At 55.2% G+C, this 22235-nt stretch carries 26 protein-coding genes; 14 read left to right on the top strand and 12 right to left on the bottom strand.

All coding sequences use genetic code 11. The features are described from left to right. Positions 1-4: 4 nt before the first annotated feature. Positions 5-727, bottom strand: coding sequence for a M48 family metallopeptidase (locus OLX08_RS10760; RefSeq protein ID WP_391481363.1), 723 nt, complete (start codon positions 725-727; stop codon positions 5-7). Positions 728-846: 119 nt separating this feature from the next. Between OLX08_RS10760 and OLX08_RS10755 the strand changes: the two genes are divergently transcribed. From OLX08_RS10755 to OLX08_RS10745, 3 genes are read left to right on the top strand one after another with little or no spacing between them, the layout of a single operon-like run. Next, complete coding sequence (locus OLX08_RS10755) at positions 847-1218, top strand: thiol-disulfide oxidoreductase DCC family protein (protein WP_391481361.1); 372 nt, start codon at positions 847-849, stop codon at positions 1216-1218. 53 nt (positions 1219-1271) lie between these two features. Further along, entirely contained in the window at positions 1272-1850 is a 579-nt protein-coding gene (locus OLX08_RS10750; protein ID WP_391481360.1) for a nitroreductase, read from the top strand. After that, on the top strand, positions 1847-2539 hold the full coding sequence (locus OLX08_RS10745) for an EI24 domain-containing protein (protein ID WP_391481358.1): 693 nt from the start codon (positions 1847-1849) through the stop codon (positions 2537-2539). The genes OLX08_RS10750 and OLX08_RS10745 overlap by 4 nt, the downstream gene beginning before the upstream one ends. Here the strand turns inward: OLX08_RS10745 and OLX08_RS10740 are convergent. Beyond that, entirely contained in the window at positions 2536-2832 is a 297-nt protein-coding gene (locus OLX08_RS10740; protein WP_048599467.1) for a DUF1467 family protein, read from the bottom strand. The genes OLX08_RS10745 and OLX08_RS10740 overlap by 4 nt on opposite strands. Before the next feature lie 21 nt (positions 2833-2853). After that, a complete protein-coding gene (mce, locus tag OLX08_RS10735) occupies positions 2854-3258 on the bottom strand; it encodes a methylmalonyl-CoA epimerase (RefSeq protein ID WP_391481356.1) in 405 nt (134 codons plus the stop codon). Positions 3259-3412: 154 nt separating this feature from the next. On the opposite strand from mce, the gene OLX08_RS10730 reads away from it, so the two are divergent. Both OLX08_RS10730 and OLX08_RS10725 read left to right on the top strand, forming a co-directional pair. Then, on the top strand, positions 3413-4129 hold the full coding sequence (locus OLX08_RS10730; protein ID WP_391481354.1) for a response regulator: 717 nt from the start codon (positions 3413-3415) through the stop codon (positions 4127-4129). Between the two features lie 122 nt (positions 4130-4251). Continuing rightward, a complete protein-coding gene (locus OLX08_RS10725; protein ID WP_391481353.1) occupies positions 4252-4443 on the top strand; it encodes a hypothetical protein in 192 nt (63 codons plus the stop codon). A gap of 59 nt (positions 4444-4502) precedes the next feature. On the opposite strand, the gene OLX08_RS10720 is transcribed toward OLX08_RS10725, so the two are convergent. Next, positions 4503-5189: a GNAT family N-acetyltransferase gene (locus tag OLX08_RS10720; RefSeq protein WP_391481351.1), complete on the bottom strand. Its 687-nt coding sequence runs from the start codon at positions 5187-5189 to the stop codon at positions 4503-4505. Next, entirely contained in the window at positions 5186-6961 is a 1776-nt protein-coding gene (aspS, locus tag OLX08_RS10715) for an aspartate--tRNA ligase (RefSeq protein WP_391481349.1), read from the bottom strand. Before aspS ends, OLX08_RS10720 begins: the two co-directional genes overlap by 4 nt. Before the next feature lie 314 nt (positions 6962-7275). Here aspS and carB point away from each other — a divergent pair, with 314 nt between their 5' ends. After that, on the top strand, positions 7276-10512 hold the full coding sequence (carB, locus tag OLX08_RS10710; protein WP_391481348.1) for a carbamoyl-phosphate synthase large subunit: 3237 nt from the start codon (positions 7276-7278) through the stop codon (positions 10510-10512). A 186-nt stretch (positions 10513-10698) separates the two neighbouring features. Next, positions 10699-11820, top strand: coding sequence for a beta-ketoacyl-ACP synthase III (locus OLX08_RS10705; protein ID WP_391481347.1), 1122 nt, complete (start codon positions 10699-10701; stop codon positions 11818-11820). On the opposite strand, the gene arsH is transcribed toward OLX08_RS10705, so the two are convergent. Further along, entirely contained in the window at positions 11817-12524 is a 708-nt protein-coding gene (gene arsH / locus OLX08_RS10700; protein ID WP_391481345.1) for an arsenical resistance protein ArsH, read from the bottom strand. The genes OLX08_RS10705 and arsH overlap by 4 nt on opposite strands. Positions 12525-12664: 140 nt before the next feature. Here arsH and OLX08_RS10695 point away from each other — a divergent pair, with 140 nt between their 5' ends. Beyond that, entirely contained in the window at positions 12665-13240 is a 576-nt protein-coding gene (locus tag OLX08_RS10695; RefSeq protein WP_391481344.1) for a thymidine kinase, read from the top strand. 9 nt (positions 13241-13249) lie between these two features. On the opposite strand, the gene OLX08_RS10690 is transcribed toward OLX08_RS10695, so the two are convergent. The 5 genes from OLX08_RS10690 to OLX08_RS10670 form a co-directional block, all read right to left on the bottom strand. Further along, entirely contained in the window at positions 13250-14209 is a 960-nt protein-coding gene (locus tag OLX08_RS10690) for a 2-hydroxyacid dehydrogenase (protein ID WP_391481342.1), read from the bottom strand. Then, on the bottom strand, positions 14206-14544 hold the full coding sequence (locus OLX08_RS10685; protein ID WP_391481340.1) for a tRNA-binding protein: 339 nt from the start codon (positions 14542-14544) through the stop codon (positions 14206-14208). The genes OLX08_RS10690 and OLX08_RS10685 overlap by 4 nt, the downstream gene beginning before the upstream one ends. Next, the gene (gene proC / locus OLX08_RS10680; protein WP_391481338.1) at positions 14537-15352 is read right to left on the bottom strand and encodes a pyrroline-5-carboxylate reductase; all 816 of its coding nucleotides are present in this window, start codon (positions 15350-15352) and stop codon (positions 14537-14539) included. The genes OLX08_RS10685 and proC overlap by 8 nt, the downstream gene beginning before the upstream one ends. Before the next feature lie 28 nt (positions 15353-15380). Continuing rightward, positions 15381-15884 (bottom strand): YbjN domain-containing protein, encoded by a 504-nt coding sequence (locus OLX08_RS10675; RefSeq protein ID WP_391481337.1) that lies wholly within the window; start codon positions 15882-15884, stop codon positions 15381-15383. A gap of 290 nt (positions 15885-16174) precedes the next feature. Further along, entirely contained in the window at positions 16175-16429 is a 255-nt protein-coding gene (locus OLX08_RS10670; protein ID WP_048599455.1) for an accessory factor UbiK family protein, read from the bottom strand. A gap of 99 nt (positions 16430-16528) precedes the next feature. Here OLX08_RS10670 and lgt point away from each other — a divergent pair, with 99 nt between their 5' ends. The 5 genes from lgt to OLX08_RS10645 all read left to right on the top strand — a co-directional run bounded on the left by lgt (position 16529) and on the right by OLX08_RS10645 (position 20428). Beyond that, positions 16529-17407, top strand: a complete 879-nt coding sequence (lgt, locus tag OLX08_RS10665; protein ID WP_391481336.1) for a prolipoprotein diacylglyceryl transferase — start codon at positions 16529-16531, stop codon at positions 17405-17407. Further along, the gene (locus tag OLX08_RS10660; protein ID WP_391481334.1) at positions 17404-18498 is read left to right on the top strand and encodes a class I SAM-dependent methyltransferase; all 1095 of its coding nucleotides are present in this window, start codon (positions 17404-17406) and stop codon (positions 18496-18498) included. The genes lgt and OLX08_RS10660 overlap by 4 nt, the downstream gene beginning before the upstream one ends. Positions 18499-18504: 6 nt before the next feature. Continuing rightward, positions 18505-19269, top strand: a complete 765-nt coding sequence (gene pgeF, locus OLX08_RS10655) for a peptidoglycan editing factor PgeF (RefSeq protein ID WP_391481332.1) — start codon at positions 18505-18507, stop codon at positions 19267-19269. Positions 19270-19434: 165 nt separating this feature from the next. Further along, complete coding sequence (locus OLX08_RS10650) at positions 19435-19605, top strand: hypothetical protein (RefSeq protein WP_391481331.1); 171 nt, start codon at positions 19435-19437, stop codon at positions 19603-19605. A 19-nt stretch (positions 19606-19624) separates the two neighbouring features. After that, positions 19625-20428 carry a Hint domain-containing protein gene (locus tag OLX08_RS10645; protein WP_391481329.1) on the top strand — a complete coding sequence of 268 codons (804 nt, stop codon included), beginning with the start codon at positions 19625-19627 and terminating at the stop codon, positions 20426-20428. A 20-nt stretch (positions 20429-20448) separates the two neighbouring features. On the opposite strand, the gene OLX08_RS10640 is transcribed toward OLX08_RS10645, so the two are convergent. After that, the gene (locus tag OLX08_RS10640) at positions 20449-20949 is read right to left on the bottom strand and encodes an Lrp/AsnC family transcriptional regulator (protein ID WP_048599450.1); all 501 of its coding nucleotides are present in this window, start codon (positions 20947-20949) and stop codon (positions 20449-20451) included. 211 nt (positions 20950-21160) lie between these two features. On the opposite strand from OLX08_RS10640, the gene trxB reads away from it, so the two are divergent. Next, complete coding sequence (gene trxB, locus OLX08_RS10635) at positions 21161-22099, top strand: thioredoxin-disulfide reductase (protein WP_391481328.1); 939 nt, start codon at positions 21161-21163, stop codon at positions 22097-22099. The last annotated feature ends 136 nt before the right edge of the window (positions 22100-22235 follow it).

Raw genomic sequence — 22235 nt, 5'->3', positions numbered from 1 at the left:
CACCTTACAGTTTAGCGGCGGTATCACGCACGGCCTTAACACGGTCCGCGTTCGGCGGGTGCGTTCCCAAAAAGCGGTCCCCCGGGTCAGGAATGCGCGTGAAAAACTTAGAGCCAAGCACAGGGTCATACCCCGCACGTGCAGTGATCGCTGTGCCCAGACGGTCTGCTTCCAACTCAAAATCTTTGGAATAGCTGCGCGCGCCCACAGCCGCCCCAAGTTCCTGAGCCGTTTGAACACCAATGGCACCCGCGCCCGTCAGGGTAGCCAAGTTACCCAAAAGCACCGCTCCCGCGATGGCATTGGTGCGCTGTCGTACCAGATGGTTTTTGATGTGATGCGCCGCTTCATGCCCCAAGACAAAGGCAATCTCATCATCATTATGGGCACGGGCCAACAGGGACGCCGTAAACACAATGACAGGTCTGCCTGAGCGCTCAAGAGTTTGAAACGCATTCGGCGGCTTGCGCGGATTGTCATCAAGCAGGATTTTGAAATCGCAATTCAGTCCCTTGGTGGAACGCGCGCACATCCGTTCTGCAACAGGTTCAACCCGCGCTACCGCGCGCGCAAACGCTTGTGTGCCCGCGCGCAACCCAAGGGCTGAGCCATCATTGCTTTGAGCAGTTTGCGCAGGAATACCTTCGGAAGTGGGCTTACTACTATCTACCCCAGACGGTTGGCACGCAGCCAAAAACATAAGTGCAAAAACCAACCAAACACGCATACTCAAACGTCCTTTACGTCCCAAAACTGTCCCGCCCATTATCAGCAGCGCCACAAAAAGAGCCAGCCCCTTTCGCCGCACCCCCTGTCAAAACCAAAAGCCAAGACTACCTACGAAATATGGAAAAGACAGAGATCATATACAACGGCTCGTGCCCAATTTGCTCGCGCGAGGTCAACGGATACGCCCGCTATGCGCAAGCTAAGGCCCTGCCGCTGACATTCACGGACCTGACGGCGACGGACCTTGATGCCCTTGGCTTGACACCTGATGAAGCGGCCAAGCGCCTTCATGTGCTGCATGAGGGAAAACTTGTGGCCGGTGTGGATGCCTTTGTTATTTTGTGGGGGGAAATGCCGCGTTTCCGCTGGCTTGCACGTTTGGTGGCCCTGCCCGTCATCCACCCAATAGCAGTTTTTGTCTATGATCGGATACTCGCACCACTGCTGTTCGGCATGCACAAAAGGCGCCAAGCGCGCGCTGCATCTTGAACCTACGCGCGCAAACCGCAACATAGGGGCGAAGGCGCTATAAAGGATCCGTCATGCCCGCACCGAACACCGCCGCTTTGGCTTTTTTGCAATCGCGCCGCTCACGTCCAGCAAAGACCCTTACCACTCCGGTTCCCGGCGACGATAATCTGCGCGCCCTTTTGACCATCGCTGCGCGCACGCCCGATCATGGCAAGCTTGAGCCGTGGCGCTTTATCGTGTTGCAGCGGCCCGCATTGCTGCGCCTCGCGGCCGAGGTTGAAAAATTTGTAAGCGCGCGCACCGATGACACCGCCATCATTGCCAAACAAACCGCGCAATATGCAAATGCGCATCTTGCAGTAGCTGTTGTTGAAAGCCCCAAACCATCCCCAAAAATTCCGCCTCTGGAGCAAACCTATTCAGCGGGTGCTGTTTGTCTGGCGCTGCTCAATGGTGCGCTTGCATCTGGCTGGGGGGCAAACTGGCTGTCGGGGCCGGCCAGTCATGACGCAGAGTTTACGCAGACACATCTGGGGCTTGCACCACACGAGCGCATCGCGGGGTTGATCCATTTGGGCACAGAAACCAATCCACCACCCGAACGCCCGCGTCCCGACGTGGACAGCATAACCACTTGGGTCGCATCGTGATCCTTCAGGCGGTGCTACTTGCTGCGGCGCAATTCTCTGATCCTGCTTTTTGGAGCGTTGCTGCCAAAGCGATTGCTCTCACGATTGTGACACTCATTGGCCTTGGGGCGGCTGTGATCTGGGGCATCGGCTGGCTGCTACCTGATCAGATCAACCTTCCGTGGATCGGCACGGTTACGTGGGTGGAAAACGCCATTAGCTGGGCAGCGGTCCCATTGATGGCGGTCCTGTCAGTGTTTCTGATGGTGCCTGTTGCATCCGCAGTGACAGGGCTTTTTCTTGAGGATGTTGCCGATGCTGTTGAGGCCCGCCACTTCCCACATTTACCCCCTGCGACAGCCCTCGGGATTGCACAAACACTGCGGGACTCGCTTGGGTTTTTAACCGTGATGGCAGGCGCTAATCTTCTGGCCTTAGTGCTATATCTGATCTTTTTGCCCTTCGCACCGCTAATCTTTTGGGGACTAAACGGCTTTTTACTGGGGCGGGAATATTTCCAACTTGTGGCCGCGCGGCGTGTCGGTCTCAAAGAAGCAAAGCAACTGCGGCGCAAACATGCGCTTAGAATTTGGCTGGCAGGCGGTGTGATGGCCGTTGTCTTATCCGTGCCAATGTTGAACTTACTGGTCCCAATTCTGGGCGCAGCGACCTTTACAAACCTTTTTCACACCCTGCAAAGCCGCGCTTAGCCCGCCGCTTGTGGCAAGCCGGATCCGGGCCCCATACGGTTGAACATATCGATGCTTTCAACTGTCAAAAGACCCGACACCAACGTGCTCGCAATGACAATCCACAGGCCAATCGCCCAATAAGTCGTGATCTTGGCTTTCCGTTTAATCTGCGCATCCGCCGGCGAAGAGGCATGTGTGCCAGGCACGATTTCGCCTGTGTCGCCTTGGGTAACCATGCGCAAAGGCAGCACGCAAAAAAATACCATGAACCAGATCACGGCAAACAAAACGATAGCAGAGGTGATGGACATGGGCAGGCCTTTCTAAATCACTTAGACTTGTTCTAGCTCGACAAGGCAGCCGTTAAAGTCTTTGGGGTGCAAAAACAAAACCGGCTTTCCGTGTGCGCCAATTTTCGGCTCACCTGTGCCCAGAACACGCATGCCATCTGCTTTTAGTCTGTCACGGGCGACCAAGATATCGTCGACTTCATAACACATGTGATGGATGCCCCCGACGGGATTTTTGTCCAAAAACCCTCTGATCGGACTATCTTCGCCCAAGGGATACAGCAACTCCACTTTGGTGTTCGGCAGCTCGATGAACACAACAGTCACCCCGTGATCCGGCTCATCCTGCGGCGCGCCTACATTGGCGCCAAGCGTATTGCGGTATTGATCGCACGCAGCCCCAAGGTCAGGAACGGCGATGGCGATATGGTTCAGGCGGCCAATCATAGTGGGGTCTCCAGTCAGTATTTGGCCTGTTTATGGGCGGATGAGCCGCCAGAAACAAGTCATCACAAGCGCGGCACATTAACCCGCTGTTAGGCATGCGCCCGTATTTCTGAAGGCGTAAATCGTTCAACAGTAACCGCAGCGGAGCACTGCCATGCCCAGCCTTGATGACTATCTCACCACCCCCAAAGCCACCAACGACCGCCCTCTTCTGGGGCAAACCATTCTTGTTGTCGAAGACAGCCGCTACGCCTGTGAGGCCCTTCGGTTGATGTGCCTGCGTTCAGGCGCGCGCATCAGGATGGCGGATTGCCTGACTTCAGCGCGCCGCCATCTTAAAGTTTACAGACCATCGGTGATCGTCATTGATATCGGCCTTCCCGATGGAAGCGGTGCCGACCTGCTTGAAGATCTGGCGAATGCGAGCCCACGCGTGGATGTCATTTTGGGCACCAGCGGTGATCCAAACGGCCAAGATATGGCTCTGGCAGCGGGTGCGGATGGCTTTTTGGAAAAACCGCTGACCAGTCTTGCAGCCTTTCAAGACGCGGTGCTCAGCCACTTGCCCGATGACAGGCGCCCCTCTGGTCCGCGCAGTGTAAATGATGAAATTATCGTACCCGACAGGATTGCTTACCAGAATGATATGGCGCACATCGCTGATGTACTTGGTGCTGAGACGGACGCGCGTGTGCTCGACTACATCACACAATTCACCGGAGGCGTGGCACGCACGGCCTCGGACCGCGAGCTTAGCATTGCTGTGGATAATTTGATCGACGCACGTACCGAGGGTCACCACCTCCCAAACGCGATCGCGGCTCTTTCGGGACTTGTCCAAGACCGCCTCAACGCGCGCGCCGTAATTTAGCGCGGCAAAAAGATGTAACTGAAACGTAAATTCATCTTATCGGCACGAGGACACCAAACACCTGCCACATTTACGCAGCAAACGTATCAGCATGATGGTTGTTTAATTGTGGGGTGTTCAAGATGGAAAGACTGGCACAAAAGTTGTGGGCAAACGCAGATACGCGCTCAAAGGGGACTGTGGATTGGATCGTGTTAACCACGGGCGCCACATTCTTGGCCGTTGGCATCCTTGCCTCACTTATTGGCGCGTCCACAGATTTCGCCCGTGACACCGTGATCGAGACAGACCCAAGCTTTACCCAGCCAATTTAGCAAAAAGCCACACAACATTCGGGCGTGCCTTTGCGGGTTAGGTCCAGCCAGAATAATTTCTAAAGAGCAGGATCTCGGCTTACCAAAACTGGCGCGGTCAGGTCGCGTAACGGTTTAATCTGATGACCGTCCGCATCAAAGTTGTCCGCATTAAGCCAAGTCTCGAATGCATCGCGCAACTGTGGCCATTCACCGTCAATCATCGCGTACCAAACCGTATCGCGGTTGCGGCCTTTGACGACAACTGCTTGGCGGAAAATGCCTTCATAGGAAAAGCCAAACCTTTCCGCAGCGCGGCGTGATCCGAGGTTGCGGCTGTTGCACTTCCATTCAAACCGGCGATAGCCAGCCTCAAACGCCCATTTGATCAACAGATACACTGCTTCTGTCGCTTCACGGGTGCGTTGCAATCTTGGCGCAAACGTCACCCAACCGACTTCGGCAACGCCGTTCTTGGGATCGATACGCATCAATGACAAAGTACCGCCAAGACGCCCATCTTCCATACGCACAGCAAAATGCAGCGGGTCATTAGTGATACGGGCGGCATCAAGCCACGCCCGATACTGGCTTCCTGCGAAGGGCCCAGTAGGCAACCAGTCCCACATCTTACCGCCAATGTCTTCGGAGAAGGCAGCAATCAAGCCGTCTTCATGATCGGTAGATAAAGGCTCAAGCGTAACGTAGCGCCCACGCAATTCTACCCGTTCAGGCAGAGCAACAGGGCGCCACGCGTCTAGGCTCATTCGGGATCAATCACACGCAGCGACAACTCGCGCAGCTGTTCGTTCATCGGATCGTTCGGCGCGCCCATCATCAGATCTTCGGCGCGTTGGTTCATCGGGAACATGATCACTTCACGAATGTTTGCCTCATCCGCCAAAAGCATCACAATCCGGTCGATACCCGCCGCACATCCACCGTGGGGAGGCGCGCCGTATTGGAACGCGTTAACCATGCCACCAAAACGTTTTTCGACTTCGTCTTTGCCGTAACCCGCAATCTCGAACGCTTTGAACATAATCTCTGGGCGGTGATTCCGGATCGCACCGGACACCAACTCATAGCCGTTACAGGCCAAGTCATATTGGTAGCCCAGCACATCTTCGGGATTGCCATCCAGTGCATCCATGCCGCCTTGGGGCATTGAGAACGGGTTGTGCTCAAAATCGATTTTGCCAGTTTCCTCATCACGCTCATAGATCGGGAAATCCACGATCCAAGCGAACGCAAAACGGTTCAGGTCGGTCAGGCCAAGCTCGTTGCCAATTTCAACGCGCGCTTTGCCAGCCACGCCTTCAAACGCCTTCGGCTTACCGCCCAAGAAGAATGCAGCATCGCCAACGCCAAGACCCAGTTGCTGACGAATTGCTTCTGTGCGCTCGGGACCGATGTTTTTGGCAAGCGGACCCGCGGCCTCCATGCCCTCGCCTTGGTCGCGCCAGAAGATGTAGCCCATCCCAGGCAGACCTTCTTTTTGCGCAAAGGCATTCATACGGTCACAGAACTTACGTGATCCACCTTTTGGCGCAGGGATCGCGCGAATTTCAGTGCCTTCTTGCTCAAGCAATTTGGCGAAAATAGCAAAACCTGATCCACGGAAATGATCGGACACAACCTGCATTTTAATCGGGTTACGCAAGTCAGGCTTGTCGGTGCCGTACCAAAGGGCTGCATCTTTATATGAAATCTGCGGCCACTCCTGATCAACAGCGCGTCCACCACCGAACTCCTCAAAAACACCTGTTAGGACTGGTTGGATCGTATCAAAGACGTCCTGCTGCTCAACAAACGACATCTCAAGGTCAAGCTGGTAGAAATCAGTAGGCGAGCGGTCCGCACGGGGATCTTCGTCGCGGAAACACGGCGCGATCTGGAAATATTTATCATAGCCGGACACCATGATCAGCTGTTTGAACTGCTGTGGCGCTTGGGGCAGCGCATAGAATTTACCCGGGTGCAGACGTGAGGGCACCAAGAAATCACGGGCGCCCTCTGGGCTTGAGGCTGTGATGATCGGCGTTTGATATTCGCGGAAGTTTAAGTCCCACATCCGCTTGCGCATGGATGCCACCACGTCTGAGCGCATCGCCATGTTACGCTGCAATTTTTCGCGGCGCAGATCGAGGTAGCGGTACTTCAGGCGGGTTTCTTCGGGGTATTCCTGCTCACCGAACACCATCAAGGGCAGTTCAGCAGACGCGCCCAGCACTTCGATGTCACGAATGAACACCTCAATTTCACCAGTTGGGATCTTGGGGTTCACAAGGCTTTCGTCCCGCGCCATGACATTGCCATCAATGCGGATACACCATTCGCTGCGGACTTTCTCAATCTCGGAAAATACGGGGCTGTCGGGATCGGCCATGACTTGCGTGATGCCGTAGTGGTCGCGCAAATCGATGAACAACAACCCGCCGTGATCACGCACGCGGTGCACCCAACCGGACAGGCGAACGGTCTCGCCCACGTTTGATTTGTTTAGATCGGCGCAAGTGTGGCTGCGGTAGGCGTGCATAATCGGCTCTTTCCCATGAATATCAGGTCTGACGCGATACACCGCGCCTACCCCGTAAAGTCAAGGGAAAGCGCCCAATTCCAACGCCAATCTCCCATAATTACCCGCATTTAGCCCCATTGCAGGACCATGACGCCCCAAACAGGCCTATCGCGCGGATGCCGCATGCAAACCAGCCGCAAAAGGCACAAGGAAAATGCGCGCGTGCACGCGGTGCTGCATTGTTTTATAGATCAGCGTGCCAATCCCCTTGCACCGCGCCGCGCGATGCCTATAACGCACGACAATTTGCAATCACAACCGAGGGCACTGCCATGCCAAAGCGCACTGATATCAAGTCAATCATGATCATCGGAGCGGGGCCTATTGTGATTGGCCAAGCTTGTGAGTTCGACTACTCTGGCGCCCAAGCCTGTAAGGCACTGCGCGAAGAAGGGTACCGGGTTATCTTGGTTAACTCGAACCCTGCCACCATCATGACAGACCCCGGCCTTGCCGATGCAACCTACATCGAGCCGATCACCCCAGAGGTCGTTTCCAAGATCATCGAGAAAGAGCGCCCCGACGCGCTGTTGCCCACAATGGGCGGTCAAACGGGCCTGAATACCTCGCTGGCTCTTGATGACATGGGCGTGCTTGAGAAATTCAACGTTGAGCTGATCGGCGCCAAACGCGAAGCCATCGAAATGGCCGAAGACCGTAAGCTGTTCCGTGAGGCGATGGACCGCCTGAACATCGAAAACCCGCGCGCCACAATCGCCAACACAATGGACGAATGTATGGCCGCCCTCGAAGATATCGGCCTGCCCGCGATTATCCGCCCTGCTTTCACGATGGGCGGCACCGGCGGCGGCGTTGCGTATAACCGCGATGACTATGAACACTTCTGCAAAACCGGCCTTGATGCATCGCCCGTCAATCAAATCCTGATTGATGAATCACTTTTGGGCTGGAAAGAGTTCGAGATGGAAGTTGTGCGCGACACAGCAGACAACGCCATCATCGTGTGCTCAATCGAGAATATTGATCCGATGGGCGTGCACACAGGCGACAGTATCACGGTTGCTCCTGCGCTGACCCTGACGGACAAAGAATACCAACTGATGCGCACACACAGCATCAACGTTTTGCGCGAAATTGGCGTTGAAACAGGTGGGTCAAACGTACAATGGGCGGTGAACCCCAAAGACGGCCGCATGGTTGTCATTGAGATGAACCCGCGTGTGTCACGCTCTTCCGCGCTGGCCTCCAAGGCGACCGGTTTCCCGATTGCAAAAATTGCCGCCAAACTGGCCGTGGGCTACACGCTTGATGAGTTGGACAACGACATCACTCGCGTCACACCCGCCAGCTTTGAACCCACAATCGACTATGTGGTCACCAAGATTCCAAAGTTTGCCTTTGAGAAATTCCCCGGCTCTGAGCCTTATTTGACCACCGCGATGAAATCCGTGGGCGAGGCGATGGCCATTGGCCGGACCATCCACGAATCGATGCAGAAAGCGTTGGCCTCGATGGAATCGGGTCTGACTGGCTTTGACGAGATCAAAATCGAAGGCGCGCCTGAGAAATCAGCAGTGGTAAAAGCGCTGGCAAAACAAACACCGGACCGGATCCGCGTAATTGCCCAAGCCATGCGCGAAGGTCTCAGCGACGACGAAATTCACGCAGCAACTGCGTTCGACCCTTGGTTCCTTGCGCGTATCCGCGAAATCATCGACGCCGAGGCAGACATTCGCAAGAACGGTCTACCCACCAACGAACACGCCCTGCGCAAAATCAAAATGCTGGGCTTTACAGATGCGCGTCTTGCCACTCTGACGGGCCGGGACGAAGACAACGTACGCCGCGCCCGCCAGAACCTTGGCGTGGTCGCACAGTTCAAGCGTATCGATACCTGTGCTGCCGAATTTGAGGCGCAAACGCCTTACATGTACTCCACTTACGAAGCGCCCATCATGGGTACGCCCGAATGTGAGGCGCGCCCATCCGAGCGTAAGAAAGTTGTCATTCTGGGTGGTGGTCCAAACCGGATCGGCCAAGGCATTGAGTTTGATTACTGCTGTTGCCACGCGTGCTACGCGCTGACCGACGCGGGCTATGAAACCATCATGATCAACTGCAACCCCGAGACTGTCTCAACGGATTATGACACGTCGGATCGCCTCTATTTTGAGCCGCTGACATTTGAACATGTCATGGAAATCCTGCGCGTTGAGCAAGAGAACGGCACCCTGCACGGTGTGATCGTTCAATTCGGCGGACAGACCCCGCTGAAGCTTGCAAATGGTCTTGAAGCCGCTGGTATCCCGATCCTCGGTACATCCCCCGACGCGATTGATCTGGCAGAAGATCGTGAGCGTTTCCAAGCCCTTGTTGAGCGTCTTGAGCTGAAGCAACCCAAGAATGGCATTGCACATTCTGACGCTGAAGCCATGTCGATCGCCCAAGACGTTGGCTATCCGTTGGTGATCCGCCCGTCTTATGTTTTGGGTGGCCGCGCGATGGAAATCGTTCGCGACGACGCACACTTGACCCGCTACATTAACGAGGCCGTCGTGGTCTCTGGCGACAGCCCAGTGCTGCTGGACAGCTACTTGTCCGGTGCCGTTGAGATCGACGTTGACGCGCTAAGCGACGGCACAGATGTGCACGTCGCAGGCATCATGCAGCACATCGAAGAAGCCGGCGTACACTCAGGTGACAGTGCCTGTTCGCTGCCACCCTACTCACTGACTGCTGATACGATCAAAGAGCTGCGCCGCCAGACAGAAGCGCTTGCGCGGGGCCTCAACGTTGTCGGTCTGATGAACATCCAGTTCGCGGTGAAAGACGGTGACATCTACCTGATCGAGGTAAACCCACGCGCCTCACGGACAGTGCCATTTGTGGCCAAAGCTGTGAACAGCCCAATCGCCTCAATCGCCGCGCAAATCATGGCCGGTGCAAAGCTGGCAGACTTCGATCTGGTTGATCCTGAAATCGACACCTACGCGGTCAAAGAAGCAGTGCTTCCGTTTGCACGCTTCCCCGGTGTGGACACGATTCTTGGGCCAGAAATGCGCTCTACAGGCGAGGTGATGGGGTCTGACAAAGACTTCCACATGGCCTTCCTCAAAGCGCAAATGGGCGCTGGCACCGAGCTTCCACAAGGCGGTGAAGGCAAAGTGTTCTTCTCAATCAAAGACAGCGACAAAACGCCTGCAATGATAGAAGCCGCCACTGTGCTTCTTGAGTTGGGGCACACGTTGATGGCCACCAGCGGTACTGCGAAATTCCTGACAGACGCAGGCCTTAGCGTGGAGTTGGTCAACAAAGTCTATGAGGGCCGCCCGAACGTGGTGGACCAACTGAAAGACGGCGCAATCAGCTTGGTTCTCAATACGACAGAAGGGGCGCAAGCCATTGAGGACAGTCGTGAAATTCGCAAAGTCGCTCTTTATGACAAGATCCCCTACTTCACGACAGCCGCCGCATCACACGCTGCTGCCCTTGCCATGCGCGCACGCGCGGGTGGTGAAATCGAAGTGAAAGCGCTGCAAGAAAGCTAAGCCTTCAATCAGCGCTAATGTACGACAAAAGCCCGCCTGACCATTGGTTCTAGGCGGGCTTTTTCGTTTCTGAAGCGTGCTGAAAAATCAAACTTCACACGCGAACCGTACCAAAGCGCCGTAACGTAGCGCTTGACCTAACCCATTGAGTGTCCGCAAAAATACCCCAAGCCAAAGGGACATATTATGCACGCAGCAGCAATCACAGGCCACGGGGTCTTCACACCGGAAAACATCATCACCAATGATGAGCTTGTTGTCGCGTTCAACGCCTATGTGGACCGCTTTAACACCGAAAACGCAGCCAAAATCGAAAGTGGCGAAGTGACCGCAAAGGCGCATTCCTCAGCGGAATTCATTCACAACGCATCGGGCATCGAGAACCGCTATGTGATGGATAAAGAGGGCGTTCTGGACCCCGCGCGCATGTATCCCAAACTTGACGCACGCGCTGATGATGCCCCCTCTTTGATGGCGGAAATGGGGATGAAAGCCGCGAAAAAGGCACTGGATATGGCGGGGAAATCCGCCATGGATGTGGACGCCATTCTATGCGCTGCCTCAAACCACGAGCGCGCCTACCCCGCAATTGCCATCGAAATTCAGGACCTTATCGGGGCCGGTGGCTTTGCTTTTGATATGAACGTCGCCTGCTCATCGGCCACGTTTGGCATTCAGGCCGCCGCCGATATGATTAAGTCCGGCTCGATCCGCTCGGCTCTTGTGATCTGTCCCGAAATTTGTTCCGCTCATCTGGAATGGCGCGACCGGGACTGCCATTTCATTTTTGGCGATGTGGCAACGGCAGTTTTGATCGAACGCGCCGAGGATGCCAAAGGCCCGCATTTTGAGATCACCTCAACCCTATGCGCCACGTCGTTTTCAAACAATATCCGTAACAACAACGGATTTTTGCGCCGCACCCATGATCACATGGACGATCGCCGCGACATGCAGTTCATGCAAAATGGCCGCAAAGTTTTCAAAGAAGTTCTGCCGCTTGTCAGCAAACATATCGCTGATCACATGACCGCTCAGAACATCGCCGCGGATGAGCTGAAGCGCCTTTGGTTACACCAAGCCAACAAAACCATGAATGACTACATCGGCAAAAAGGTCCTTGGCCGTGTGCCCGAAAATGGCGAGCAACCCAACATTCTGCAAGACTACGCCAACACCTCAAGTGCGGGCAGCATCATCGCTTTTTCACAGCACTCTGATGACATGGTAGCCGGTGATCACGGTCTGATTTGTAGTTTCGGCGCGGGGTATTCCGTGGGCAGCGTTATTTTGCGAAAAGCAGGTTAGTCTTTTTGTGACACGCGCTTGTGCACTGCCTCGGCCGTTTCAACCCGCTCTGAATACCGGTCCGTCAAATACGCAGAACGGCCGCGCGTCATGTAGGTGAACTTAACCAGTTCCTCCATCACATCGACAATCCGATTATAAAGTGCGCTTGGTTTCATCCGGCCTTCTTCAAATTCAAGCCACGCCTTGGGAATGCTTGACTGGTTCGGGATTGTTATCATCCGCATCCAACGGCCCAAGATGCGCATTTGGTTCACTGTGTTGAAACTTTGCGAGCCACCGGACACCTGCATCAACGCCAGTGTTTTACCTTGGGTTGGGCGAATGCCGCCAATCGCCGACAAAGGCAGCCAGTCAATTTGGGCTTTCATGATCGCCGTCATCGCGCCATGCCTCTCGGGACTGGACCAGACCATCCCCTCGGACCACAGGGCAAGCTCCCGTAGCTCCGCCACTTTGGGATGCTCCGGTGCCGCATCATCAGGAAGGGGCAGACCGGAGGGGTCAAAGGACCGAACGTCCGCTCCAAGCGCCTCAAGAACGCGCGCCCCTTCTTGGGCGGCGGCACGAGAATAACTTTGCGGGCGCACCGATCCGTAGAGCATCAAAATACGCGGCGGATGACCGTCATCGCCCTGCCCCACCAAACCGTTGGGCGAAATTGAATGAAGCTGTGCGGGATCAAAAAGAGATGTGTCAGACATCTGAGCGCTTTCCTGAATAAACCTGTGCCAACCGGCATTTGCCCAAAGCGTCCCGCATTCATAACGCCGCTTCAAGGCCAAATCTCACTTGGCGCGTCTTGCATCTTGCAGTTCAGACAATCCTTGGGGTAGCAGACCCTATGGCAAAACTTTACTTTCATTACTCTACAATGAACGCGGGCAAATCCACGGTGCTGTTGCAGGCGTCTCACAACTATATCGAGCGCGGCATGCAGACCTATTTGCTAACCGCCCGCTTTGATCGCCGCGCCGGTGAAGGCCGCATCGCCAGCCGTATTGGCATCGGCGTTGAGGCCGACACATTCGACGAAACCGACGATCTTTTTGCCAAAATTTCAGCGCGCCTTGAGGCCGGTCCGTGTGCGTGCGTGTTCATCGACGAGGCGCAGTTTCTAACCAAAGAGCAAGTTTGGGGACTGGCCCGCGCGGTAGATGACCTCAACGTGCCCATCATGGCATACGGTTTGCGCGTAGACTTTCGCGGCGAACTTTTCCCCGGCTCTGCGGCGTTGCTGGCCCTTGCGGATGAGATGCGCGAAGTCCGCACAATCTGTCACTGCGGGCGCAAGGCGACCATGGTCGTGCGTCAAGATGAAAGCGGGCAGGCCCTAAAAGACGGCGCCCAAGTGCAAATTGGCGGCAATGAGACATATGTCTCGCTCTGCCGCCGTCATTGGCGCGAAGCAGTCAGCTAGCAGCGCAGCTCATGGCAGAACCAGATTAGGCAGTGGCGCGCCGTTGATATGCGCGGCAACATTGCGCACCGCCATCAGTCCCATATCAACGCGCACCTCAAGGGCCGCGGTGCCAAGATGCGGCAGCAGCGCCACGTTTTCCATCTGCAAAAGCGCCTCTGACACAACTGGCTCGCGCTCATATACATCAAGGCCCGCACCGGCGATTTGACCACTTTGCAGCGCATCGACCAAGGCCGCCTCATCCACCACATCGCCACGCGCGATATTGATCAAATGTGCATGGGGCTGCATCTGCGCAAATCGCTCAGCGTTCATCAAACGGTGGGTTTGCGGCGTTGCCGGCACGGCCAGTACAACCACATCCGACGCCCCTAACACCTGTGAAATCTCGGGTACCTGTGTGCCATGTTCAGGCGCGTCAACCGTTGAGCGGTTGTAGAATATTACATTCATTCCGAAACCAGCGGCTGCGCGGCGGGCGATTGCTTTGCCGATCCGCCCCATACCGATGATCCCAAGGGTTTTGCCGCCAATATGCATGCCCAACAGTTGTGTGGGATGCCATCCATCCCATGCGTTTGCACGAACCATCCGCTCACCTTCGCCAAGCCGACGACAACTCATCAAGATCAACGACATCGCAATATCAGCAGTCGCATCAGTCACCGCACCAGGGGTATTGGAAACTGAAACACCTGCCTTTTGGGCCGCCAAAACATCAATGTGATTATAACCCACCCCAAAATTTGCGAGCATTTTACAACGCGGATTTGGCGCCGCACCAAAAGCCGCAGCGCTGAATTGATCGCCTAACGTGGGCAGGATCACATCATACGCTTGCAGCATTTCAGCCGCCTCTTGCGCGGACATTGGGGACTGATCTTCGCGGACCGTTACATCAGCTACCGCCTTTGCTGCCTCAAGCACGTCTTGTGGTAAGTTTCGTGTAATCAATAGCTTAGTCAATGTAGTCGCCCCCCAATTGGCACATCTTGATCGGGCGAAATCAACACAATCCCCCCTTGCGCATCACTCACGCCCAACACCAGCACTTCAGACATGAATTTACCGATCTGGCGTGGTGGAAAATTCACCACCGCCATCACCGTTTTACCCACAAGCCCCTCGGGCGAATAATGATCGGTAACCTGCGCACTGGAGCGTTTTTCGCCAATGTCGCCCCCGAAATCGATCAAAAGTTTGATCGCCGGTTTGCGCGCTTCAGGATATGGTTCCGCACGCACAACTTTGCCTGCACGGATGTCCACTTTCATAAAATCATCAAAAGAAATCTTAGCCATTTGCCAGTTCCTTTGAACGCGCGGTTGCAGCAGCCACTGTTTTGCTCATCAAGGGTGCAAGGCCGTCTTTCCCATCCATCAAAACCTCCAGTCCCGCTTGGGTGGTTCCATTAGGGGATGTCACATTGACCCTTAACTCGGATGGGGTTTCTTCTGATGCCGCCGCCAATTGCCCCGCCCCTGCAACCGTGGCTTTTGCAAGCTGCATCGCCAAATCCGCACCCAACCCTTGGGCTTGGCCCGCCGCTGCCAGCGCCTCAATCATATTGAAAACATACGCCGGACCGGACCCAGACACCCCCGTAACCGCGTCCATCTGATCTTCGTTGTCCAGACGCACCACCTGCCCCACGGCACGCAACAAGGCCTCTGCCATGTCTAAATGATCGGGCGTTGCCTCGGCATTTCCGATCAACGCCGTGATGCCCGCCCCAACGGCGGCCGGCGTGTTTGGCATGGCTCGAATGATTGGCGTTTTCGCCCCCAAAACATTGGACAAATTCGCCAAGGTCACCCCCGCGGCGACTGACAAAAAGACAGTGTCACCGTTGCCGAGCGCTTGCATTTGCGGCAGCGCATCACCCATCATTTGCGGCTTCACGGCGATCAGAACGAGCGCAGGATTAGCAGGCAATTCTTGATTAACGCGCACGCCACATTCGCTCAGCCACGCGCTTGGAAACGGATCAATCACGCTCACGGCTTGCGTCGAAAGCCCGTCGGCAAGCCACCCACGCAACATTGCCGAACCCATTTTTCCGCAGCCCAACAAAACCATGCCGCGCTGTTCAATCTGTCCTAAATTCATAGACGCCCCCTGCCGTTTTCAAGGCAAGTTAGGCGCGCCCGTAAGCTTCCGCAATGGCCGTTTGTAAGGCAGCCTCAACACTGGTGTCGCCCCATGTCGCAAGCTGAAACGCGGGGTAATATCTTTCAGCGGACATAACTGCTGCATTAATTGCCGTATCAATCTGCTCGGGGCTGGCAATCTGCCCACCCGCAAGGATCAACCCGTATCGGAACACCATCAGCTTTTGCTCTTCCCAATACGAAAACGCCCCGGCCCAACACCGGTCATTCACCGCATTCAGGGCCTCCATCAACGCAGGCATCCGGTCTTTCGGCGGCTCCATGTCGAACGTGCAAATCAACCGCAACGTCTCATCGGATGCGACCCAAGCCAGCGTAATTGAATACGTCCGCCACTGCCCCTCAACCGCCATTGCAATCTGATCATCATGAATGCGATCAAACTGCCAGTCATGATGTTCAGCAAGATGTTCAACGATATCAATTGGATGAAGGTCTTCGGCGTCCAAATACTGCTCAGAGAGTGCCATTTTGTGGCCTTTCAGGTGTTGGCGCCGTCGATGGCAGTCGACCTAGCGCTAGGGTACCTACTCAAGGGGGTGTGGTTGCCCCTCGCCCCTTAGCTACATGCTGTGCCATCGCATGGGGGCCTGTAAAGACAATATTTGGGGATAACCTCAATAACTTGTGGGTAAGATGGCATTTACCACTATTTTTGGCGCTTAATCGGCAATCGTAATAATTAACCACGAAAAAACCGGCCCTTCACAAAGAAGAGCCGGCTCAAATTTCGAAATCTGGTTAAAACAAGGGAGCGAGTTTAACCCTTTTTCTTGCCCTTAGCTTCAAGCGCCTCAAGCCGGGCAAGCAAGGCCGCGTTCTCTTCGCGGGCTTTCACAGCCATCGCGCGCACGGCGTCAAATTCTTCGCGCGTTACCAATTCACGGTCCGCCAACCAGCGGTCCATCATTGATTTCATTGCGTTTTCTGCTTCGTCCTTGGCACCTTGGGCTACACCCATGGCGTTGGTCATAAGCTGGCTGATGTCGTCCATAATTTTGTTACGCGTTTGCATTTGGTCTGGCCTTTTCGCTAACTGTTACATCCTATATGGGCAGAATTGCGGTCAGCCTCAAGGGCCGCACACGCGACACAACCGCCGGAGGTCCTATTTATGCTCGCCGCGATCCCTTTTCCTAATTTGTCGCCAAACATTTTCAGCATCTCTCTGTTTGGCATGGAATTCGCCCTTCGCTGGTATGCAATGGCTTACATCGTCGGCATCATCATCGGTTGGCGCATCATTGTCGCCGCTTTGCGCCGTCCCGCTTTGTGGTCAAAAGACACAAGCCCATTCAGCCCAGAACAGGCCGAGGACCTTCTAACATGGATCGTGGTTGGTGTTATTTTGGGTGGGCGATTGGGATATGTCTTTTTCTATCAGCCTGCCTATTACCTGCAGAACCCACTTGAAATTCCCGCCATCTGGACCGGCGGCATGTCGTTTCACGGGGGCTTTTTGGGCGTTGTTTTATTGGCCTACATCTGGACCCACCGCAACAAGGTCGCCCTCTGGCCACTTGCTGATAGCTTGGCAATTGCTGTCCCACCCGCGTTACTTCTTGGCCGCGTTTCAAACTTCATCAACGCCGAACTTTGGGGCCGCCCGACAGACGCGCCTTGGGGGGTGATCTTCCCGGGTGAGGCCGCCCAAGCCTGTGCGGGAATTATCGGCGCATGTGCGCGCCACCCCTCACAGCTCTATGAAGCCGCTCTTGAAGGTCTCATTTTGGGAGCGGTTCTGCTTTATTTCGCCTTCCGCCGCGGCCTACTCAAACGCCAAGGCGCTGCGACAGGCATCTTCTTTGCAGGGTACGGAATGGCGCGCTTTGCGGTCGAATTTGTCCGCCAGCCTGACGCGCAATTTGTGACGCTTAACAACCCGCTCGGGCTGGCATGGCAGGTCAACGGATACGGGCTGACCATGGGGCAGTTTCTGTCTTTGCCCATGATCTTTGTAGGGCTCTTTTTGATCCGGCGCGCTTTCCGATGACGGAAGAACAAGGCGCCCGGGAGCTCACTCTCAAAGATCATATGCTTGCACAGATCAAAGCAACAGGTCCCCTGAGCATTGCGCAATTCATGCAGACCTGCCTGCTACATCCTACGCTGGGATACTACACAACCCGCGATCCTTTGGGCGTGACTGGTGACTTCATAACAGCCCCTGAAATCAGTCAAATGTTTGGTGAGGTCATCGGCCTCGCGCTTGCCCAAACGTGGATGGATCAAGGGGCACCAACCCGCTTTACGCTGGCCGAGCTGGGCCCGGGCCGCGGAACCCTAATGGCCGATATTTTACGCGCCACAAAAGGGGTTAAAGGCTTTCATGACGCAGCCGAAATTCATCTCATCGAAGCATCACCAGTGCTGCAAAAGGCCCAGCTAGACATCCTTTCAGGGTTCAACGTCTCCCACCACACAACGGTGACAGATCTGCCCAAACTGCCGCTTTTCGCAGTCGCAAACGAGTTCTTCGATGCACTTCCTATCCGTCAGTTCACCCGTGACAAAGACGGCTGGCGCGAGCATTTGATCGCAGCACAAGATGGCACCCTCATCATGGGCCTGTCAGATGCCGCCCCGATCGCCGCACTGGAACATCGCTTGGATGACACGACCCCCGACATGCGCATAGAGAGCTGCCCACAGGCCACTGCAATCATGTCCCACCTTGCCGAGCATATCGCGCAAAACGGCGGCGCGGGCTTGGTGATCGACTACGGTGATTGGCGCAGCAACGGCGATACATTTCAGGCCCTATCAAACCACAAACCCGTTGATCCATTGACCCATCTTGGCATCGCTGATCTCACTGCCCATGTTGATTTTGAGGCCTTGGCAGATGCCGCCAAAGCCAGTGGTGCAACGCCATCTTTGATGACGCCCCAAGGTGTCTTTCTGGAACGTCTTGGCATCACTGCGCGCGCCCAAAGCCTTGCTGGCAAACTCAGCGGCACCGCCCTTGAGCAGCATATCGCCGCGCATAAGCGCTTGACCCACCCTGATGAAATGGGAACTCTATTCAAAGTGTTGGGCATCACGCCGCACGACGCACACCCCATTGCCGGACTGGAGTTTTAATACCTCATGGCCCTTGATGTCATCACATCTGACGCACTGCGCGATTGTCGCCACGGGTTTTTCACCCGCGTTGGTGGCGCTTCATCGGGTGTATTTCACGGCCTGAACTGCGGACAAGGCAGCAGCGATCAATCCCAAGCCGTTGCGATCAACCGAAGCCGCGTCGCCGCACATTTTGGTGTCCCGGTCACACAGTTACACACGGTTTTCCAACACCACTCAGCCGACGTTCATGTGATCACATCGCCCCACGCAGCCGAGGCCCGAACGCGCGCGGATGCGATGGTCACAAACGCCAAAGGGGCCGTATTGGGCATTTTGACTGCGGATTGTCAGCCCGTTTTATTCAGCGATCCGGAGGCGGGTGTCATAGGTGCGACCCACGCAGGCTGGCGCGGCGCAATGGCAGGCGTTTTAGAAAACACCATCTCGCAAATGGAAAAACTTGGCGCGGTCCGGCATAATATCACAGCCATAATCGGGCCCAGCATCAGTCAAGAGAACTACGAGGTCGGCCAAGAGTTTCTCGAAGAATTCATGGATCATGACGCTGAAAACGCGCGTTTTTTTGCTGGCGGCAATACCCCCAAAAAGTACCAATTTGACTTACCATCTTTTGGCCTAAAACTACTGCGTGACGCTGGCGTTGGACACGCAGAATGGACACGTCATTGTACCTATGCCGATCCAGCACGCTTCTTTAGCTATCGTCGCAGCTGTCATCAGAACGAAGCTGACTACGGGCGGTTGATCTCGGCCATTACTTTATAAGCTGCTTGCGTTTTTTGCCGTTAACTATTGCGGCGAAACCATGTTGCAGGCGTAAATTATCCATCAGCCTGCCCCAAACATACCCCAATTGATGCAATTTCGTCCGTATTCGCGCCGCATTGGCCGTGCAGGTTGGTTCAAACTTTAATGAGTACGGAGCCTGCCATGACCGCGCACCCCAAATGGATAAAACGCCTAATTGCAGCATCCGAAACTGCGCAACACCACCAAATGCCGTGGTCACGCAGCAGCAAGAAAGCACTCTTAGGCGAGCCGCGCCAAGCCACACCCACATCATCTTCGCTGGCGTCTGAACCTACGAAAACTGCCGCGTAAACAACACCTTGAGGTGCCGATGTATTATCCACCACGCCCCATAACCCAAGTAGGTTCAAAAAAGCCAACAGCCGTGTCCGCACGCACGCTTACGGCACAACCGCCACGCCAGCCCAACAAGCCGTTGCTGCGCAAGTACGAGGCCAGCTTCCTGCGGCCTGACGGCACGATCGCAGATATCTCACAACTCGCACCCGCATCCGATTTATTCGAAAGCGCCTTTGCGGCGATTGCACGTGGAACACTCATCGCAACACCAGACGGCCCACGCGCGATTGAAGATCTTTGGCCCGGAGATGTAATCACGACTTCTCACAACAGCCGCACCACCCAAAAGACCGTTCTTTGGAAAGGCACACTGACGCTGGTTCCAAATGCACCGCGCCAATCCCCTGAAATGGGTCGCCTCACGCGGTTACCCATGGACAGTTTCGGAATGGGCAGGCCTGCTCCGGATCTCATGCTGGGACCAAAAGCGCGCGTCTTGCAACGCGGGCAAAATTGCACAGATACGTTGGGCACAGACGGCGCTTTGGTGCCTGTGCGCGCGCTTATCGACGGCATGAATGTCATTGAGGTCACGCCGCCAAGCCCCGTTCAAGTCTATCATATTGCGCTAAAGCGACACGCTGTGATCTTCGCAAACGGTATGGGTATCGAGACATATCACCCGGGCCAGCAGGCAACCGCGCAAACAAATGCGCAGATGCTTGAACTCTACTTATCGTTTTTTCCGCATATCACACGTGTCAGTGATTTCGGCCCTCTGGCCTATCCGCGCATCGTCAGTGACGGCCATAGCCCGGACAAGCAAATCGCCTAGGCCCGCAGAGTATTACCGACTTACGCCTCAGTGTTGAGACGACTTTCTAACACGTCAAACGGCACACCCGGCTCATTTTTGGCGCCGCGAATGACTAACGATGTTTTAACGCTGCCAACATTTGGCGCGGTCAACAACTCGCCAGTCAAAAACGACTGAAAACTACTCAGATCAGGGGCCACACATTTCAAAATGAAATCAACTTCACCGTTCAACATGTGACACTCGCGCACCAACGGCCACCCTTCGCAACGCTGCTCAAACTCGCGCAGATCATTTTCCGCCTGAGACTGCAAACCCACCATCGCAAACACCTGCACTTCAAAACCAAGCTCGCGCGCATCAACCTGAGCGTGATAACCTTTGATGTAGCCTGCATCCTCAAGCGTGCGCACACGGCGCAAACACGGCGGCGCAGAAATACCCACGCGCTTGGCCAATTCCACGTTTGTCATGCGGCCATCCGCTTGAAGTTCGGCCAAAATCATCCGGTCAATCGGGTCCAGTTTTGCACCAGCCATTAAAGTATCCCCATAAAGTTCAGCGCCTTTCTTACGTTAGCCGTTTTGAGCGCGCAACAATATTTCAACATTGCGCAATAATTATGCGCAGCTATTCGCTCAGCCGCCCCCTTTCAACCCCTGAAAATGCTGTTTATATCTTTTCGCTGACCGCAGTCTTCTGCCACCTCATTCACGGCCTCAAAAGCCGCACCATAAAGGGAAGCCCGCCATGGCCGACATACGCCACACCAAAGTTCTCATCATCGGTTCTGGCCCTGCTGGCTATACCGCCGCCGTCTATGCAAGTCGTGCCATGCTGAACCCAATCTTGGTTCAGGGTATTGAGCCGGGCGGCCAGCTTACCACCACAACCGAAGTCGAAAATTGGCCTGGTGATACGGAAGTTCAGGGCCCTGATTTGATGGTCCGCATGCAGGATCACGCCACCGCGATGGGTACCGAGATCATCGGTGATATCATCACCAAGCTCGACACAACCTCCCGCCCCTTCACCGCCCACGGCGACAGCGGCACGACCTACACCGCCGACGCGGTTATTCTGGCAACAGGCGCGCGGGCCAAGTGGTTGGGCCTTGAGAGCGAAGAAAAATTCAAGGGCTTTGGCGTATCGGCCTGTGCCACTTGTGACGGCTTTTTCTACCGCGGTCAGGAAATCGTGGTGATCGGTGGCGGCAATACAGCTGTTGAAGAGGCCTTGTTTCTGACCAACTTTGCTTCAAAAGTTACGCTGGTGCACCGCCGTGACATGCTGCGCGCTGAAAAAATCCTTATCGATCGCCTGATGAAGAACGAAAAAATCGTCCCACTGTGGGATCATGAGATGGTTGAGGTCACTGGCACAGACACACCTCTCGGCGTGGAAGGCATCACCGTGCGCAACGTCAAAACAGGCGAGACACAGGACATCGCCTGCAAGGGTGTCTTCGTGGCGATCGGCCACGCCCCATCGAACGAATTGGTGAAAGACGTGCTTGAAACGCACATGGGCGGCTATGTGGTGACCAAACCAGACAGCACCGAAACCAGCATCCCGGGCATCTTCGCCGCGGGTGACTTGACGGACCACAAATACCGTCAAGCGGTCACATCCGCCGGCATGGGCTGCATGGCCGCCCTTGAAGCCGAACGCTTTTTGGCGGGCGAATAACCCAATCATGCACCCGAACTGCGTTTAATTACAGTTATGCGCGGTTTGGGTGTGATTGCCGCGCCATTGCACGATTTTCGCCACATTGCTTGCGTAACCGGAAGCCACCTAGGACCGATATACCCCAAATGAGTAA

Origin of the sequence: Nereida ignava (assembly GCF_047114695.1) — a bacterium.
GTDB classification, from domain to species: domain Bacteria; phylum Pseudomonadota; class Alphaproteobacteria; order Rhodobacterales; family Rhodobacteraceae; genus Nereida; species Nereida ignava.
This window is presented reverse-complemented; position numbering and strand designations above follow the sequence as displayed.

Excerpts from the sequence above, each read along its gene's own strand:
- mce (WP_391481356.1), bottom strand. The coding sequence starts at position 3,258 with ATGATTGGCCGCCTGAACCATATCGCCATCGCCGTTCCTGACCTTGGG.
- OLX08_RS10670 (WP_048599455.1), bottom strand. The coding sequence starts at position 16,429 with ATGCAAACGCGTAACAAAATTATGGACGACATCAGCCAGCTTATGACC.
- OLX08_RS10705 (WP_391481347.1), top strand. The coding sequence starts at position 10,699 with ATGCACGCAGCAGCAATCACAGGCCACGGGGTCTTCACACCGGAAAAC.
- arsH (WP_391481345.1), bottom strand. The coding sequence starts at position 12,524 with ATGTCTGACACATCTCTTTTTGATCCCGCACAGCTTCATTCAATTTCG.
- OLX08_RS10740 (WP_048599467.1), bottom strand. The coding sequence starts at position 2,832 with ATGTCCATCACCTCTGCTATCGTTTTGTTTGCCGTGATCTGGTTCATG.
- OLX08_RS10730 (WP_391481354.1), top strand. The coding sequence starts at position 3,413 with ATGCCCAGCCTTGATGACTATCTCACCACCCCCAAAGCCACCAACGAC.
- OLX08_RS10755 (WP_391481361.1), top strand. The coding sequence starts at position 847 with ATGGAAAAGACAGAGATCATATACAACGGCTCGTGCCCAATTTGCTCG.
- OLX08_RS10640 (WP_048599450.1), bottom strand. The coding sequence starts at position 20,949 with ATGGCTGGTGCAAAACTGGACCCGATTGACCGGATGATTTTGGCCGAA.
- OLX08_RS10725 (WP_391481353.1), top strand. The coding sequence starts at position 4,252 with ATGGAAAGACTGGCACAAAAGTTGTGGGCAAACGCAGATACGCGCTCA.
- aspS (WP_391481349.1), bottom strand. The coding sequence starts at position 6,961 with ATGCACGCCTACCGCAGCCACACTTGCGCCGATCTAAACAAATCAAAC.
- lgt (WP_391481336.1), top strand. The coding sequence starts at position 16,529 with ATGCTCGCCGCGATCCCTTTTCCTAATTTGTCGCCAAACATTTTCAGC.
- OLX08_RS10695 (WP_391481344.1), top strand. The coding sequence starts at position 12,665 with ATGGCAAAACTTTACTTTCATTACTCTACAATGAACGCGGGCAAATCC.
- OLX08_RS10660 (WP_391481334.1), top strand. The coding sequence starts at position 17,404 with ATGACGGAAGAACAAGGCGCCCGGGAGCTCACTCTCAAAGATCATATG.
- OLX08_RS10720 (WP_391481351.1), bottom strand. The coding sequence starts at position 5,189 with ATGAGCCTAGACGCGTGGCGCCCTGTTGCTCTGCCTGAACGGGTAGAA.
- carB (WP_391481348.1), top strand. The coding sequence starts at position 7,276 with ATGCCAAAGCGCACTGATATCAAGTCAATCATGATCATCGGAGCGGGG.
- OLX08_RS10750 (WP_391481360.1), top strand. The coding sequence starts at position 1,272 with ATGCCCGCACCGAACACCGCCGCTTTGGCTTTTTTGCAATCGCGCCGC.
- OLX08_RS10675 (WP_391481337.1), bottom strand. The coding sequence starts at position 15,884 with ATGGCACTCTCTGAGCAGTATTTGGACGCCGAAGACCTTCATCCAATT.
- OLX08_RS10645 (WP_391481329.1), top strand. The coding sequence starts at position 19,625 with ATGTATTATCCACCACGCCCCATAACCCAAGTAGGTTCAAAAAAGCCA.
- OLX08_RS10760 (WP_391481363.1), bottom strand. The coding sequence starts at position 727 with ATGCGTGTTTGGTTGGTTTTTGCACTTATGTTTTTGGCTGCGTGCCAA.
- trxB (WP_391481328.1), top strand. The coding sequence starts at position 21,161 with ATGGCCGACATACGCCACACCAAAGTTCTCATCATCGGTTCTGGCCCT.
- OLX08_RS10650 (WP_391481331.1), top strand. The coding sequence starts at position 19,435 with ATGACCGCGCACCCCAAATGGATAAAACGCCTAATTGCAGCATCCGAA.
- proC (WP_391481338.1), bottom strand. The coding sequence starts at position 15,352 with ATGAATTTAGGACAGATTGAACAGCGCGGCATGGTTTTGTTGGGCTGC.
- OLX08_RS10685 (WP_391481340.1), bottom strand. The coding sequence starts at position 14,544 with ATGGCTAAGATTTCTTTTGATGATTTTATGAAAGTGGACATCCGTGCA.
- pgeF (WP_391481332.1), top strand. The coding sequence starts at position 18,505 with ATGGCCCTTGATGTCATCACATCTGACGCACTGCGCGATTGTCGCCAC.